Below are 17,830 nucleotides of genomic sequence, written 5' to 3'. Positions count from 1 at the left end.
CGCCGAGTCGATCATATTTCCAGATTGCTCAAGTACTTGAGCGAGCCAGTAATTACCGACTTTTTCACCTTCTCTCGAAACTGCGCGTAGTGGAGGGTATTGAAGGTGATGGCGGCGAACTGTTCAACGCTGTCGTGGATCAGTGTTTGATCTTCGCTGAACAGAAATCCCGGCACGGCTCGCTCAATCTGAAACTGTCGATGATAGACGCCCATTTCCACCTTGTTCGGTCCGTTCAGGACGCAGGGAATCATCTGAAAAAAACCAGCGTTAGCGCGAAGGCTGGCGGTCTCAAACAGGTTGAGCGCCACTGCGTTTCGCTCCATCGCCACCAGAGCACGGCGCATTGGCTCGCAGAATGCTTCGCCGAGGTTGCTTGAGATACGCTGCGTGGCCTGCGTGGCCATCCGGCGGTTATTCAATGGCGCCAGTGTTTGCGGTTTCGGCATATCCCAGCCGACAAACCTGAGCACGTTGCAGTAATACTCGAACCAGTCACCCGACAGTCCGTCATTGAATGCCGCGCGCGTAGCCCGTTGTGCATAGGCGGTGCTCATATAGATGTCGTCCCGATGTGACGCCGGCAGACCACCGGCAAAAGCCACGACACTGGCACCCACCACTGCGGCATGCGGTGTATTGAGGTCCGTCACGATTCAATCTCCGCTGGCAGAGTCAATGTTGCGACGCTGCTGGCACGCCGATCCCTGACTTTCAAGGCAATGGCCCTGCGCGCAGGGCCATAAAGGGTTTCGGAAAGATTGGCCCGCGCGTGATTCGCCTGGACCACGCCTCGTACATCATCGGGTTGAAACACTTGTTGCAACGGATTGGAAGTCAGCGCTTCGCGAGTCTTGAATTGGACATACGAGGTTGTGATCGAGGACGGTGAGTTCGCGCAGGTGACCAGCAAGCGCACATCCATCGACGATGCCGGTGCGGTGATCGATTGCCCCGCGTCAGAAACTGTCATGTAACTGCGCAACAACTGGATGGCAGGCTCTTCGCCCGACATCTTTGCCATTCGTGCCAGCACGTTGGTCATTGTGCGGGTTTGCCCCAAAGCGCCCTGGCGTAGCGCGGCGGTAAAAAAACCAAGGGAAGTTTCTTCCGCTTCGTCGCTGACCTTCCAGGTCTGACTGGACTTTTGATGGCGTAACCAGAAGTCATCGAGAACGCCTACATAAGCGTCGTACCAATTCACGCCCGGAAACTTTTCAATCCTTTTGTTGGCCACCAGTTGCGCCAATAACGTTGAGTCAATCAGATCATCATAAACTTCCATCTGATCCGTTTCAGGCAAAACCAGAATGGAAGCTCCGACAACCAATATCAAACAATCGTCAGTCATATTGTTTTCTCCCATACAAAAAAGGGCGGCCGACTTTCGACCACCCTTTCACATCAATTAAATATCATATTCTTCGATTTTCGAAACAGCATTCAGACCCAGCTTTTTCCGGATAGTATCGCGAGCTGCATCAGCGACCAGTGTATTTTTGGCAAATACCGTTTCACCACGGTACAACTTCACATTGCGGACATCCACGTCTACAAACAAGACTTTGGTCGAAGTGTTCCTGCGCAGAAAACGTACGGCACCCATCGCCATGATGGCTTCGCCGTTTACTTCAGTGCAGGCTGCGGCCGTAACGCCACCGACGCCATTGTTCAGCAGATTTCGCTCGTACACCGTCAGGGCGGTGTCACGTTTTTGCAACGCGGCGATGGCGTCCCCAGCGACTTTCAGCATCAACGCGGTGGTGGGACCCGGGACGGCGAGACCTGCAATCACCGAGCCGAGAATTTCCAGCACCAGTTTATCCATCCGGACACTGGTACCGGCGACTTCCAGGTTACTGTAGTACTTGCTGACCGGTGTCCAGCCGGCGTTGGTCATGACCTCGCGGAATAACAGATACCACTCCTGGCCCTGATGCTCCAGCGGATACTTTTTGTTCGCCACCAGACTTGCGAAGAGAAAAGCGTTCTGCGCATCGGATCGATTCTGGTCACTGAGACCACCCGAGAAGGACAAGATGCCTTCGCCAACGATAGAACCTTTGGTCGGGGCTTCAACCACGTCTCCCGAGTCGAGACTCAGAGCAAAACTGCGACTCTGAATAGCCGCAGGCTCATCAATTTCATATTGCTGCAAGTTGCCAACGCAGTTGGAAATATAAGCTCGTTGAATGTATTGGTTATGCATCATGGATTCCTTATCCTTATTAAAACAAGCCCTCATGAACTTGCGAAAACAACCATAACCAAAGCATTAACCAACAACAAACCAAAACATGTAACACCAATTACCAAAGCAACTAAACAACACATAACCAACCAATAACACAACAACATCAAAAGACTTTAAAGTCATGACACCCACAAGTCATTGAACGACTGATAGACTCCTTCCCACACTCTCCTGCTGCGAGCCAAGACCATGCTCCACGTGTTGTTCAGCGTTTACCTGAAGATGCTGGTGCTCTATAGCCCGTTCTTCGTGTTGTCCTGCTTTATCAGCCTGACCCGTGGTTATTCGCGCAAGGAGCAACGGCGCCTGGCCTGGAAGGTGGCGATCGCCACTCTGGTTTCCAGTGTGCTGCTGTATTTGTTCGGGCGGGTGATATTCGATGTGTTCGGCATCACGGTCGATGCCTTCCGTATCGGTGCCGGCAGCGTGCTGTTCATCTCTGCGCTGGGCATGGCGCAAGGCAAGTCCGTGGTACAAACCGACAACGTGCAGCAGGACGTGACCATCGTACCGTTGACCATTCCGTTGACCGTTGGCCCCGGCACTATCGGTGCACTGCTGGTGATGGGAGTCAGCCAGCCGCACTGGGACGACAAACTCACGGCGATCATGAGTATTGCGTTGGCCAGTTTCACCGTCGGCGTGGTGCTCTACCTGTCCAACCGCATTGAGCGGATTCTCGGCGACCAGGGTTTGCAGATTGTCAGTCGTTTGATGGGTTTGTTTGTTTGCGCACTGGCAGCGCAGATCATCTTCACCGGGGTCAAAGGCTATCTGGTGTCCTGAACCAGTGCCTCGAACCATGATCGGACAGCAGAACGCCGCGAACAGCCTTGTTCGCGGCGCTCTATCGTGAGGCGGGCTTAGCCGGCAATGGCCGGCTCGGCGGTCAGTGCCCGGAATGTCACGCTGCCACGTCCTTTCCTGGTCTGCAACTGCCGCACCCACGCGGAGATCGGCAAGGATTGCCGGGCTTTGAAGGCGAGGAATACTTCCCCGCGCAATGACGGATCGGATGAGCCCACATCACGGAATATCAGTGCATGCTCATTGGCTGGATCGACGATGACCAAATGCTCCTGCACGATCTCGAACAACAGGTTATCCGGCGTGTCGAAGTCCCAGATCAACTTGCCCGGGATCGCCGGCGATTGCCCCAGTGCATGGCGACAGTCGACGACAACCCTGTCCAGTCTCGACCAGGCGTCCTTCGACAAATGACAGGTCACACCGCCCTGTCCCAATCGCACGACCAGCGTGCTGACATCGTCGGCAATCAGCGGTAGCAGATCATTTATTTTGTCGTGGCCTTCAAGGGTCATGACCTGTGCATCGCGCTGAAGATAGTCGAACGGCCCGAAGCTGTGCAGGCCTGGATACGCCTGCACCGTGCCCTGCCGACGCTCGAGCAGTAACACATTGACCTGATTGCGGGTGCCCAGCATGACAACGTCCGCAGGCAGGCGGTCGGCGGCAATGCTCACCAGCCGAGCGCTGCGCACGTCGTACCACTGCAAATGGCCAGGCGCGGACTCCACTGACACAAACGCGCCATGTTCAACCCTGGCCAACAAGGCTTGCATGTGCTCTACCAGGTGCTCGCCTTGTGCCGCCACCCAACGACGGTCGACAGCGGTGACCAAGGCTGTCTGCTGATGCCCCAGTTGCAGCGTTACGCCGTCAACGGTTGTACCGCGCAACCCGGAGCCATCCACGGCAACGTCGCTAAACCGCCAGTCACGCCACGCCCGCTCGGGAACTGGCAGAACGTCGCTGTGCAGCAGTTGCGCCCCTTCTGCAAATGCCCGGACAAGCTGCTGTGGTTCAACGAACCCCTGTGTCCAGATTTCACCTGTGGACATATTGAACAGCCAGGCCGCCCGATTATCGGAGGCCATGCCCAGCAAGCGCACTGGAACGTCGCGTCCCGGATCGCACAAGAGCAGGCGGCCGTTGACACACCAGGCACTCAGGTTGCCGTCTCCGGCCAGGTTGCGTAAACCAACGATCGCAAAACTGTCCACCGGATAACGTTTGGCAAGCGGCTCCAGCGCCAGCCACCAGTGCGTATGATCCTTCAGCCACTGCTCACCGACACCGTACAGGGGGAACTCGCCTTGGGCAGACAGATTAAAGAGTCGTCCCTCGTCGTCCAGAATCAGGTAGCCGTTCTCGACCGCCACGATTTGCTTGAGCCCTGGCGGCTGCACCCAGCGATCCGACCACTGTTCGACACCTTGCACTACCACCCGCTGCCGGCGACAAAGGGTCTGCTCCAGACGGTTGTAGATGAAGTAGACATTTTTTTGCTGCGCCATCGGCAACAGCACCAGGTCCGCCAGATTCTTGATCGAGTCCGGCCAGCCACGGGCATGACGCGCCTCAGGCAATGGATGAATCAACAAGCGATCGAGACTGCGAATCCAGACGATATCGCGCTTGTCCGTGTCGAATGTCCAGCTGACGGAAACGTACGTCGCCGGTTGCCAGTCGACAGTCGTCTCACCGTCTCGCTCAGCGACGGCACGAAGCACTGTGTGCTCGCCCAGCACCGATGCCCAGTCGCCCAGGATTTCGCTGGCGAACACAGTCGCCTGCAGCTCCGGCGCCATGTCATGGGTGACGGAACCCAGCAGCAGTTGCTGCCGGTGAATCAGGTAATTGAACCGTCGGGGGCCATGGGCGCCGGTGACAGTCTGCTCGACATGAATCACGCCATGTGCATCCATCTCGACAGGGCCAATCAGGCTTTCGCCCTCAGCCACGATCAACCGATAGCGATACCTGAGCAGCCCACTGACGGCATCGACCTGCCAGATGTCATAGCTGTCCGGTAGATAGAAATACGCATACCCATCGGCCACCAGTGCCAGTTGTGCATCCTCGGTATCGGCGATGTCTTCGTTGCGGATGTAGACGAAACGGTCTTCCCGGGCGTCATACCAGGCGGTGGTGGAGCGCGGCGCCTGCGGCGACTCGAACGGGATCAGCCAGTCATGCACCGGCGTGTAGGGCAGTACCAGGCGATGCTCGCGGGCCAGCGCTCTGAAATGCGTCAGTAACGCTTGCTCATCAAGCCCCTCCGGAGCGCTTTGCTGAATGACATCCAACTGACGCTTGCCACGGTTAACGCTGAACAATTGGTGATCGCCCGTGCGAATCAGCAGCGAATGACGTCCATGACCGGTCACTTTCACGTGAACATTACCGATATACAGATCGCCCAGTTGCTCGATCCGGACATCACTTTCGCGCGCCCAACCAGCCTCCAGTACCCATCTGGAGGAGTGCTGGCTCGACGACACGAGTTCTATGTGAGCGTCCGGATTGAGCGCCAGGGTGCAATGCGCGCCAACGCCGAAAATCTTGTATGACACCTGATTTTTCCAGGCGCGGGGCAGCGACGGCACCACCAGCGTGCGTTGAGTCCTGTCCAGAACAACTTCGATAACGGTTTCGCGATACTGAGGAAGCAGACGGCTGACGATGTAGTGCGAAGGAAATGAGTAAAACGAAAACAGAAACAGCCAGTTGCCGTTTGCTTGCCGTTTTTCCAGACGGCGGGCGATGTCGAAACCGCGGTCATGCCGCGAAGAAGCAAACGGCAGCGCCTTGTATTCATAGCCATAACAGGTCTCGGGGGTGCACGGCAGGACGATGGCTTGTCCCTCGGCCGGTGCGAACGCAAGCTGCCCGGGCAAACCCAGGTGTTGGCGCACATTGATCGCCCGGGAGTAGTCGGCGTCGAAATCCGGCACACCGAAGTGGTCGCGTAACGGGTAAAGCCTGGGGCTGTCGAGTATCAGCGCAGTGGCTGCCAGATCGATTCTTTTGACCACCAGCGCTGGCGCCACAACCCACGCCTTCAGGGCATCGTCGAAGCGATAACCGACGCCGCGATGGGCCTCTTGCAGATCCGAAAAAAACGTCCCGACTTCCTGGGCGTTGCGTGCGATGGCGGCAAACCCTTGGGCAAGCGCCGCCACGCCCACAGCCAACCCGCCCAAAATCACCCCGGCGCCGCCCAGCACCGCAGCGGCAGTCGACGCGCCAGCTACTGCCGCTCCGACCCCGCCGGCCGTCAAGGCCAGACTGGCGGAGTCAAACGCCAGCTGCGTGCCGAATTGCGCTTTTTCAACATCGTCACCAGCGGTTACCAACTGATAAATATCAAACCCGACGTTGGCCAGTCCGAGCACGGCCCCGATACCTTCATTGGCTGCATGCCCCAACGCCTCTGAGACCACTGAGGCACAAGTACGGGCGATGATCTTTTCTTCCCCCAACGCGGTTTTGACCAGTTGAACCAGACCGACTACATCCACGACATTGCCATGCAGCAACTGCGCGTAATTGAGGTAAGCGTGCAGACGTACCGCGGTGGTCAGCGTGCGGCCTTCGCCTTCACGTCCGCGCAAGGCGTTCATCAGCGCCTGGATCGCGAAACCGGCATTGAGGGTATGAACACTGCCAGCCTCGGTCGGATCCAGTACCGCCACGGTTGCGACCGGTTTGCGCGCCAGCGTCGTAAACTGCTCGGACAACCAGTTTTTGATCCGCAGCAGTCGGTGGTCGTCGCTGACAACCTGCACCACACGTTCAGGCTGCGCCGGGTCGATCAAATGCAATCGATACTGGCCCTCGGGGGTGACTTCCAGGGTGTCGAACAATGGCACCAACGGCGTGGCCGACGTATGAAGGTCTTGCAGCGCTGTCGTCGCATGAGCGATCTGCTGCCCCCACCAATGACTGTCCAGCCCGAGCAGGCTGGCCCCCAGATGAGAATTTTCGACCAGTGATCGACCATGAGCGCTGTTCAGACGCTGGCGCAGCTTGCCGGCTGGCTGCCCGGGCAACGGCTCGCCCTTGAGCATCTTCGCCACCTCGAACCCGGTGGACAATGGCAAGGCCGCCACGCGCTCGCCCTGCAACTCGATCAGGTCGAACGTCGGCCGGATCTCGGCGCCGTAGGCCGCATAATATTTGGCCATGCCCATCTTCAGGAAAAAGTGCTCTAGCGCCCGCTTGAGCATCGCGGCACTCTCGAATTCGAACACGCCGAAGTTGGGGTCGTAAAAATGATAGAGGACCTTTTCACCCTCTACGGTTTTCGCCACCAGCATCGAGTGATTGTCCGAGTTGAGCAACAACGTTCGGGTGCTTGTATGGTTCTCCAGTGCCGTGGTGATCTGACTCAGATCAGCCCGCGAGAGCGTCGTGCCCACCTCACTCAGCCGGGTCCCTCGCAGTTCCTCCAGCGCTTGTACAAAAACAATCGAATCATTCTGCTGTGGCTCAAGAACGGCCAGGTAAAAACGTTCGCGCAGGTGATGGGAAGCCGTTTCGCCCGTCGCAATGGCAGCGGCCATCATCAAGGCCAGGGGATAACAGCGCCCCCCAATCGTTTCGCCAACGCCATCAAGCAATAGATCTTGCGGTACGGGTTTCACGCCGCTGACTTCGATTTGACTGAAGACCTGATCCATCTGCTGGCCAATCTGCAAGCGATGTTCAAGCGTGGCCACTTGTTGTATCTGTGCAACGTAGCGTCCCCACTGTTGCAGGGTCTGCGCCTTTATCAGCGCAGCTTTTTTCAGATCCAGCGCGCTGACCGATGCTGCCGATTCAGCGATCTCGCCGGCCAGACCACTCAGGAACGCTGCATCTTTGCGGGTATACAGATGTCGTTCAATGACGGCATAGCGACTCGAAGCACCCAGCTCACGAACACTGTTGGCCAGGTTATCCAAATCACCGCTGTACGCGTCAAAGCGTTGGCTGTGCAGCGAGTCGATTCCCAGCAACACGCCCAACGCCAAACGCTGCAGTGGCGTTGTCTCGGCCAGTGTCAGCTCACCATGGGCCATCGCGCTCAGCACTTCATCCAGCCCCAGATTCAGGAATCGCCTGTCTGGCGGAAAAGCTGCAGGTCGCGCTCTGAGCGGCTGATCCTTGATGAGCTGACGATCGGCAAAACTCAGGGGCAAAGGATCCTCGAACGTCATCGTCCCGTCGAAGCCCTGACGCATGGCCTCGACAAAGCGATCGCCGAGCCCGTCGACCAGACGCTGCAAGATATCGGTCAGCAGCACCGCACGCCCTTCAATCAGAGGCCAACCCTGCTCGAACTCAATGCTCGAACCTTTGAGCAATTGCGCGACATCGCCCTGGTAGCGGGTTTTGTATTGGCCTTGCTTCCAGCGCGCCTGCTCATCCTCGACCCATTTCACCGGATCGGTCGCGTTGTCTTTCCAGGAGTGATCCAGCTCTTCTTCGGTGGCGCGGTTGACCGAGGCGTAGCGTGCAATGGCGGCCTCGGTGCGAATTTCCCTGGCCTGCTCCGGAGTGAGATGCACTCTGGCGTAATCGGCCATGGCGTCGCGTATCGCACCCGGGCCGGTCAGATAGATGGTGCCTTCGCTCTGGCGCCGGATCCCGTCACTGAAGTAGCTCGCAGCCGCACTGGCGAGAAAGCCTGCGAGCATTTCTTCCTGGTTCGGCAGTTCGCCGAACGGGCCGTAAGTCTGTTCCAGAATCGTCTGTGCCAACGACAACACACCTTCAGAGTCAGTCAGTGCGACACCACGCTGCGCCGCCTGGCGTAGCGTGTCGTCGACCAACTGATAGTTGAAGCGGATACGTTCGATCACTGCTTGCAGCGTCGCCGATCCGGCATGGGCCATCAGGAACGCGTTGGTCATCGAATTGCCTTCGGCGACTGCTCGCAACATGAAGGGGCGAGCCAGCAAATCGGTCGGTGCCTGGAAAACCTGGCTCAGTGCCGGCCGGCTCTGAGCGAACGCTTCAAATGCCGCACGGTGCTCTGCCGGAATGCGCTTGGCATAGCTGTTGGAGGGCTGACGCCCCGGCATCCAATCGGGATTATGGTTGAGCAGCAGCTGCAAAATACCCAGGCGGGCGTCGACTCCCAGAACCTCAAGATCGACCCCCGCCAACTTCGCCACCAAAGGCGGCAAGTTATCGACATCGGCATAGCTGCCACTCTCGCGATACAGCACTTCGACCCGCACGATATCCGAAGCTGCCGCCAGATTGCCGCGCAAACGCATTTCCTGCTCATAGAGGCTCTGAAGCTGCAAGGGAACAGACGCCGCGTCAAGGTCGCGCAACTGCAGATCGCCTCCGGCCATGGCTTGCAGGGTGCGACGGTTCTGCTCGCGCAGTACCTGCAATGACGCCGCATCCTGGCCATAGGCGCGAACCAGCAGATCAATCCGTGCGTCATCGGCGGATTGCCCTTTGGCCACAGCCTCATTGAGGTGTGCCTGCATCTGCCGCTTCAGCACAATGGCACGCTCTTCGTATAGGTCAGCCAGCGCATTTTCATCGACGGTTTTATCGCCGACATGGGCCAGGGCGTCAACCTTGGCCGCCTCGACCATCAGCTTGTTGGTCTGATATGCCAGCAGCGCATCGCTGTCGTACCAGAGATTGAGCGTGTACCCCTGCCCGGCAAGCACCTGTTTCCAGACATTGAGGTAATCACGCTGAATCTCGCCAAGCCCGCCCCCCAGCCAGACGAAGTGCAGCGTTTTTGCAACGCGTGTCGGCGCGGTTTTGAGCAGTTCGACCCCCACATGCACCCGCGACTCGAAGGCTTCGACCCGCTCGTAAATTCGCGCCAGATCCGGGGCGGACGCTTGCTCGGTTGGCAACGGCGGTTCCACCTCACGCCTCACCCGACTCGATCCCAGCAAAGGCTCCAGCGTCTGACGTAACAGCCGCAAGGGCTCAAGCAACTGCTGTGAATCCTTGGCGCCGGCACAGGCGGCGTAATAGCGCAGCAGCGCGTCGTAATGCTTGTTGTTTTTATGCAGTAATAACGCCTGTTCAAAATCACTACGCGCAAAGAGCGATCCAAAGTTCACAAAATTCTCGCCAACTGCAACTTCAATATCTCGCATGATGCCCTCGAAATCTTTCAAAATAATAGTAACGAGCACCACGCTAATCATTAAATCGGCAAATCTCAAAAAAGAAAAAACTCAATTATTTTCAGAAATCATGTGCAACTTAAACATCTGTTCAATCATCAGAACAATCGCTTTCCGTATATTTCCGCCGAGCATCAACACCTTTAAAACCTGAACAACCTAAAACAAATAAAAACAATTAAACGTAAAAAGGTCGTGAACTCGCGACCACGACCTTTTTACGTTTTAGTTTGGCTGTATATTTCAGGCCAGCTGTTTTACTAACTTCTCCAGTGTTGCAACCTCTACATCGGACTGTACGTATGCCAGCGCATCAAGCCACTGGTTGACACCTCGCCGGTAGTCCACCGCGCCGAGCCTGATGCTTATCTGCAGTGGCCTGCCTGACTCGTCATCTTCCGGCGCGACATTACGCACGATCAGACTGTGGGCCGTATCCGGGTCTGAGATTACCAACTGCCCGTCGACCAAAGACACCAACAGGCGCTCGGCAGCGTCCACGTCCAGTACCAAAGTACAGATACGCGTATCGACTGCACCTTGCGGACGCTGGCGATCGACTACGATGCAGTCCAGCCGTTGCCAGGCTTGTTCCGACACCCGATAGCTCAATGCCTTGGCACCATAGGTGAGAATCAGTTTTTCGACCCCGTCAGGCAGCATTGCCATGATATCGGTGAGCTCACCACTCACCTCGAGCGCCAGGAGCTCGCCTTCGCGCCGGGCGTAACTGTCTTGTGCCCAGACGCCCTGCGCCGCCCCGCGACTGTAGATCAGGTTGTCAATCGGGTCGAACAGCATGGCCACCGATGTGTCGCGCGCGCCAAGAAACACCGGCCACTGACCATCGGCCCGGCCCGAAATATCAAAGAGGCGATCCAGTTCCGGCACAAAGTACGTATAGCGACCCAAGGAATCTTCGACGTGCACAACCGGTGCATGGGCTTGTCCGCTCAATAACGCCTTCAAGCGGGCCTGCAACTGCTCGGCGGTCTGCCCGGGGATGAATGACCATTGTCTTTCGACGCCGACGATGCGTGCCGGCTGTTGATCGAGCAGTTCCAGGTTAACGCCTTGGCGGGTACGCCCGAGCAACCCTTGCCCCTGCGTCAGCACCTCGGCGAATGACCACTGCCCCCAGACTTTTTCCGCCACTGGCAGCAACGTGCGATCCAGTAACCGCGGGCCGTTGGCAAACGCTGCGCGCAACGTCTGGATCTGCACCAGCGCCTGGCGATAAAGCTGCCCAGCCGAAACGTCCAGCAGCCACGCGGCCTGCTTGTCGGGCGTCAGCCCAAGCAAGGCCAGCTCCGTACCTTCACCGACCTCAGCGAGCAATACCTTCGCGCCGATACACCACGCCGCCACTGAGTGCAGGCCGGAAACGTTACTCAACCCGATGATCGAAAACGGCGCATCCCGATAATCATTGGCCAGCGCCGGTAATGCGCTGAGCCAGTCGGCATGGCTGCGCAACCAGTGGGTGCCGATGCCAACGAATTGCAGCGCGCCTTGCTTGTCGACCTCAAACAGGCGTCCGTCTGCCCGGGTTGCGATGTAGCGCTCAGCGAATGAACTGACATCGATGACATTCTCGGCGACGACTTGCCCACCCGCCGGCCCGGCTCCACGACGCAGCAATCGGGCCTGTTTGCTGTAGAACAGCGGCACGTCGTCCAAGCCGTCATTCCAGGTCAGCAGGATCGTGTCCAGCTTGAGCCCGGTGCTATGGGCCAACTGGAAATACAGCCGGTCAGCCAGACGGATCCAGCCCAGATCTCGCAGCGTTTCTTTCTCATGGCTGCGAATCTGCACGAACCCGGCGGGCCCCCAGGTGCTCAGGCTCGACGCCATGCCAGACGTGCCATCGGCATAGGTCCGCGGCGTATTGAAACGAGCCACCAATGCATGCCAGTAATCGGCCGGACGCCTAGGCGTGTAATCGCTCCAGGCGGCTGATGTATGGATGCCGGCAAGCACTGCAGAATACTCAGTCAGCAGGTATTCGAATGCGATCTCTACCCCTCCGTTGACTTCAAGCATTTTCTGCCGCAGACGCAGGCCGTTGGCAGTCTGTTCGCAGCCAATGATCCTTGCACCACCGCCAGGGTTCATCAGTCGGTAGCGATGCTTGACCGTGCCGGTGATCGCATCGACCCGCCAGACCGTCGCGTGCCCGGGGTGATAAAACCATGCCTGCCCGGCGTTGGCTGCAGCCAATACAACGCCGTCATTGACACCCTCTGGCAGGTTGCGCGCATACAACAGCCGGGCACGCGCAACGTCGTAGTAGGCGGTGACCAGGACGGGCCGCAGCGCAGCGTCCATAGGCACCCGGAATTTGTGTAACGGCACAAAAGCCGCTGCAACGCGTCGCTCCACCACGCGTGTCCGAACGCGTGCCAGCAGCGCAGCCTGCGAATCCTGTTGCTCCTGGGTGACAGACACCAGCAGCAGACGCTGGTTTTTCCAGTCGAGACTGAACATCTCGCCATTGCTCAGCTGGATGAAGTCCACCTGACCCTCGATCCGTATTCCATCGACACTGAGAAACGACTCTTCAAATCGCACCTTGTTTTCGCTGACCCATGGCGCATGAAGTACCCACTGGGTCGCCGCGTAATTGCGCAGGAAAACGGCAACCAGACCGGGAGTCAACCAGAGCTGGCGAGCACCTGGTGAACGGCTGAAGATCTCGTAGGAAATGCACTGCTTCCATTCTGCCGGCAATGTCGGCACCAGCAACTGGCGCACCTGTTCATCCAGCGTCACCACAATCCGTGTGGGCTTGTTGAACGGGTAGAGCTTGTAGAGGATGTGCGGGAACGGTGTGTTGGCGAAGAAATAGAAACGCTGGTTGCCATGCCTGTCGTACTCCAGCTTGTTGACGGTACTGTTGCGCAGGCTCGGATACCAGGTTTGCATGAGTGGCTGGTGGAGCTCATCAGCCAGGACGCCAAATGGCAGAAATGTGCTGAGGAAGCTCGCTGAGGCCTTTTCGCTTGCTTGCCGGGGCTCGCGCGCCAACTCGCCAGGCTGTGGCTCATAGGCATAGCCGGACGTTCCGACCTGGTACTCATAACCGAAATAACACTGCGGTGTACACGGGAGCACCACCGTCTGTACGTCACCGGGCGCCGGCCGGATGAGACTGACCACTTGCGGCAGTCCGAGCGTCTCGCGGATATCGATCGCCTGATGCAGTCGCGACGGGTGATTGTTGAACTGCGGCAGCTCAAGTCCACCGCGATCCATGGGGTAAAACTTCTGACTGTCGAAACGGATCCGGTTGCCTTGCAAGTCCAGCTCGGTGATGACGGCTTCGGGTTCAAAACTCAGCGCCCCGTCCTTGCGCGTGTAAACGCCAGGGCCGTAGGCGTCCTGGATCTTGCGCAAGTACGCGCCCACGCCTTTGGCCTTGTCGCTGATCTGTCCCAGGTTACTGGCGATCGCCGTCACACCAATGCCGACGCCGAGCAGCGGCACCGACAGAATCGCAGCGGCACCGCCCACCGCTCCGCCAACCGCCAATGCGGTGATATCCAGCGCCAGGGCCGCGACATTGAATACCAGTTGCGTGGCCAACCGTGAACGCTGTTCCTGATTGGTCGCCACTGCCAGACCATAGAGGTCAAACCCTATATTGACGGCGGAGAAGACAATCCCGGCAGCTACGGACGCCCGGCCCAGCAGCCGACCGGACAGCGATGACTGGCGCAGCGCCAATGCCTGCTCACTGGCAGCCACTTGACGAACCAGACTGACGATCTGTGCCGCATCGTTCAATACGCCATAACCTAACTGGGCATAACTGACATAGACCTGCACCTGCAGGGCGATCGACAACGCCGGCACCTGCTCTTCCCCGGCCTGGTATTCGCGATGGCGCATCTCGGTAATCAGCGTCTGAATCGCAAAGGCGAAACTCAACCGACTACCGCCGTCGGCCTCGCCCGCTGCAGTATTTTTGCCGGCCAGGGACTGCACCAGACGCTGGATGTGCTGTTGGACTTTGCTGAAGCGCGCGTCGGTGGTGGTAACGACTCGAGCGTTTTGCGGATTGCGCGCGTCTACCAGCGTCACGCTGTAGCCTGCGTCGGGGTGCTTCTGCAGCGTTTCCAGCAGCGGCAGAAACTCACCGCCCAACTTGTTTTCGGTACGTAACTGACCGGTGGCCTGCTCGAATGCCTGCGCCCAATAACGCGCATCCAGTTGCGCCAGACTGGCGCCCATCCGGGCGTTTTCACCCAGCGATCGCTGGCGTCCAACGGCTTGTTTTTGCCAGACCGAAGCGCTCCCTGGATCGACAATCGGAGCGTTTTGCAAAAAGCTGCCCAGCGGCGTATTCGACAAAAGTGTCCGGCCGATGATCGCCGTGGTATCGAGCTCGACAACATTGAACCGCGCACGGTCGCCCTCCGCGAGACCGTATAGCCGGGCCATTGCAGCGTTATCTCTGCTCAGGTAGCGCTGCATGCCCTCTTTAAGTTGCTCTACCCGGGCAAACCCGTAAATCGCAAAATTCGGCTCGTAAAAACGGTAAACCGTCTGGCTGCCCGCCACTGTTTTCCCCACCAGCAACGCGTGATTGCCGGTGTCGAGCAGCATGACCGTCGAAGCGGCTTTCGCCTCCAGCATTTGTGCGATGGAGTCCAGGCCATGATGGCCGTGTGGCTTGCCCACGGCTGTCAGCGGCACAGCCTGCAATTCGTCCAGCGCCAATAACAAAGCCCGCGAGTCGGCGTCCTCCGGGGCATGGCTGACGTTCGCCACCCGGCCGATCAGGGCACGCTCAGCCGCCTCACCACCGGTCAGCGCTGCCGCCATCATCAGTGCCAGCGGATAGCATCGACGACCAGGATCGCCCGGCGTGGTCATGAGCAGGTCCTGCGGCACTTTCCTGGCGGACATGGCGCCAGCCTTGAACAATTCGGTACGAACCGCCTCACCGCTACGCAGAATCTGCGCGTGATATTCACGGCGTGCCGTGCTGTTGATCCGGGCAATACGTTCACCCCACTGACGCAACGTCAATGGCTCGCCCAAGGCGCGCACCTTGAGTTCGCGGGCGGTGTACGTGGTGGAAGGTTCAGCGCTTGCCAGGCCTGCCTTGAAGGCCGGCGTCGCGTGCTGGCGCAAGGCACTTTCGATAGCGTTGAAGCGGACAAACAGCCCATCTTCGGCGGTTTGCGCAGCGAGGCTGGAAAGGTCCTTCCACGCACCGGCAAAGCCATCGATATCCAGGCTCGCCGCGCCGAACATTCCGCCCAGCATCACGCGCAGCAACGGGCTGAGTTGTTCGACGGCGAGCGAGCCGCGGGCAACCCGGACCAACAGTTCGTTCAGGTTACTGGTGGACTCCGCACCGTAAGACGGCGGCAGTTCAAGGGCAGGCTGGGCGAGAATTTGCTGGCGGGCATCGAAACCGATGGCAAAAGCTTCGTTGAAAGTGACATCGCCGCTCAACTTGTCTTTCATTGCGCGAATGAACGGTTCGCCCAAGTCATCCATCAGCTGTTGCAGCACCGAGGTCAATAGCACCGGTTTGCCTTCGATCACCGGCCAGCCTTGTTTAAAGGTCAGGGTCTGCGGCCTCAGCAGATCCGCCAACTGACCGGCGTAACGTGACTTGAGTTTGCCGTTGCGCCATTTGTCCTGCTCTTGCTCAAGCCATTTGTTTTCATCGCCATTCACGGTCCAGCCGGAGATCCGCTCCTCTTCCGTGGAAACGTTATAGCCCTCGACCAATTTCAGTCGATTGCGAACCTCATCGATATGATCGGATTGCAGACGCTGTTCGATATATTTGCCAAGTCCTGCCGCCGCCGCACCCGGCCCGGTAAGGGCAATGGTGCCGCGTGCATCGACCCGAATACCGTCCTGATAATACGTGCGAATGGCATCGATCAGCTTCGCTGACGAATAGTGAGTTTTTGAATCGGGAAACTTGCCCTCGGCCGCCGTTTCATTGACCACATTTTGAATGATGGGCAACGCCCGTCCCTCATCCGCAATATCGATGCCGGCAGCGAGCAAGCGGCTCTCCACTTCTAGCAGACAGTCATAATTGCTTCGAATCATCTGCATGTAAGACAGCGTCATGGCACTGCCCGGGTGGGCGATGAAATGCGCGTTCATTTCCCCGGTATTCGCACTGCCATGGGCAGTTCCCAAGCGAAGGGCATCCTGCGGCACAGCGCGCTCCTGCGGTGCGACGAAAACCTCATGAATACCGGGTTTACCGCGCGCAAAAGTGGTTAATGCCTCTTTATGCCGAGCTCCAATTTCGCCGGTTATCTCTGTATAGCGGTGCGGATCCCGGCCGGGCATCAGCGCTTGGTTGTGATCCAGTAAAAGTTTCAGTACCCCGAGTCGCTGATTGCCATCAAAACCACTGATATCCACGCCGCCCAACGTCTCGGCCAGTGGCGGCAAGTAATCCATGTCGCTGTAACGCCCCCCCTCTAGGTACTCGGCCTGCAACCGCACGACATCACTCGCCGCGGCAAAATTGCCGCGCATGGCCACTTCACGCTGATAGACATCCTGTAGGAAATGCCCGGCAAATTCGTGGCGAACGTCACGTAGCTGCAAGTCCGTGCCGACCATGGCCTGATGCGTCTCCAGGCACTGCTGACGGAAAGCCTCAAGCGTCGCGCGATCCTTGCCGTAAGCACGAACCATCAGATCGATACGCGCCTCGTCCGCCCGACCAGCCCATTGTGGCTGGTTCAGGTAATCGAACATCTGATGTTTCAATACCCGCGCGCGGTCTTCAATCATCTGCGACAACTGCAGGGGCCTGGTGACCTTGTCGCCTTCCGATGCCATCGCATCCGCTCTTGCACTGTCGAGAATCACCCGATTCATCTCAAAGGCGAGCAGTGCATCACTGTCGTACCAGAGATTGAACCGATACCCCTGCGGCTCCAGCACCTTGCGCCAGATGTTCATGTAATCGCGCTGATTGTTGCCCACCTCACTGCCACCGACCCAGACGAAGTGCATGATGTTCGGCACGGGCCGGGCGACGCCGTTCAGCATGTCCACCGTGGCTGACAATCTCGCCACATAGCGATTCAACCGGGTTCGAATCCGATGGATGGCCATAGGCACCGGCGTCGACTTGCGATCCATCAAGGCCTCGAGTCGCTCCTGAAACAGTTTCGCCGGCAGCAGTTTTTCGACCGCTGTGAAGGTCTTGCTGGCAAGTTCATGAGACTCGGCCAGCGCCGCATACTCGCCTGAATCGGCAAACTCGCTCAATGCCCCTTGAAGTGTCGAATACTCTGCAGCCGAAGTGAATGAAAGTTCGCCTGCAGTGTTTCCCGTAGCACTCATCCGTATTCTTCCTTGATTCAACAGTTCTAAGTCGGGCAAAACTATTGAATAAACACGGCGCACTCAAACTTGAACAAGCTCAAATAATGTCGAATGAAACATCGACCAACATTCAAATTGGACAACGGTATGATTCAGCAACAACTGCGCCTGTTATTTCTTTTATCGTAAACAACGAAAAGGCCACGTCCCCCGGAAAGGGCGTGGCCTTGTCTTACTGCCGGCATTCAACTTCGCAAGTGTTGACCTGATGTCACGACGAGAGAAGTTATTTACAACT

The 17,830-nt window shown here is 57.9% G+C and carries 6 protein-coding genes; 1 reads left to right on the top strand and 5 read right to left on the bottom strand.

Features of this window, described 5'->3' with window-relative positions:
• Positions 1-11 precede the first annotated feature (11 nt).
• The 3 genes from CKW17_RS23265 to CKW17_RS23255 are packed head-to-tail and all read right to left on the bottom strand — an operon-like array spanning position 12 to position 2,209.
• A complete protein-coding gene (locus CKW17_RS23265; RefSeq protein WP_095121934.1) occupies positions 12-653 on the bottom strand; it encodes a hypothetical protein in 642 nt (213 codons plus the stop codon).
• The gene (locus CKW17_RS23260; protein WP_095121932.1) at positions 650-1,351 is read right to left on the bottom strand and encodes a hypothetical protein; all 702 of its coding nucleotides are present in this window, start codon (positions 1,349-1,351) and stop codon (positions 650-652) included. The genes CKW17_RS23265 and CKW17_RS23260 overlap by 4 nt, the downstream gene beginning before the upstream one ends.
• A 57-nt stretch (positions 1,352-1,408) precedes the next feature.
• Positions 1,409-2,209 (bottom strand): hypothetical protein, encoded by an 801-nt coding sequence (locus tag CKW17_RS23255; protein ID WP_095121930.1) that lies wholly within the window; start codon positions 2,207-2,209, stop codon positions 1,409-1,411.
• A 234-nt stretch (positions 2,210-2,443) separates the two neighbouring features.
• On the opposite strand from CKW17_RS23255, the gene CKW17_RS23250 reads away from it, so the two are divergent.
• Positions 2,444-3,040 (top strand): MarC family protein, encoded by a 597-nt coding sequence (locus tag CKW17_RS23250; protein WP_095121928.1) that lies wholly within the window; start codon positions 2,444-2,446, stop codon positions 3,038-3,040.
• Between the two features lie 77 nt (positions 3,041-3,117).
• On the opposite strand, the gene CKW17_RS23245 is transcribed toward CKW17_RS23250, so the two are convergent.
• Together CKW17_RS23245 and CKW17_RS23240 are read right to left on the bottom strand one after the other, a co-directional pair.
• On the bottom strand, positions 3,118-10,179 hold the full coding sequence (locus tag CKW17_RS23245; RefSeq protein WP_095122047.1) for a TcdA/TcdB pore-forming domain-containing protein: 7,062 nt from the start codon (positions 10,177-10,179) through the stop codon (positions 3,118-3,120).
• Between the two features lie 273 nt (positions 10,180-10,452).
• On the bottom strand, positions 10,453-17,550 hold the full coding sequence (locus CKW17_RS23240; protein ID WP_095121927.1) for a TcdA/TcdB pore-forming domain-containing protein: 7,098 nt from the start codon (positions 17,548-17,550) through the stop codon (positions 10,453-10,455).
• Between the last annotated feature and the right edge of the window lie 280 nt (positions 17,551-17,830).

The organism is Pseudomonas sp. Irchel s3f10 (assembly GCF_900187515.1).
GTDB classification, from domain to species: Bacteria; Pseudomonadota; Gammaproteobacteria; order Pseudomonadales; family Pseudomonadaceae; genus Aquipseudomonas; species Aquipseudomonas tensinigenes.
The sequence above is the reverse complement of the archived record's forward strand: the minus strand, read 5'-3'. Positions and strand labels throughout refer to the sequence as shown.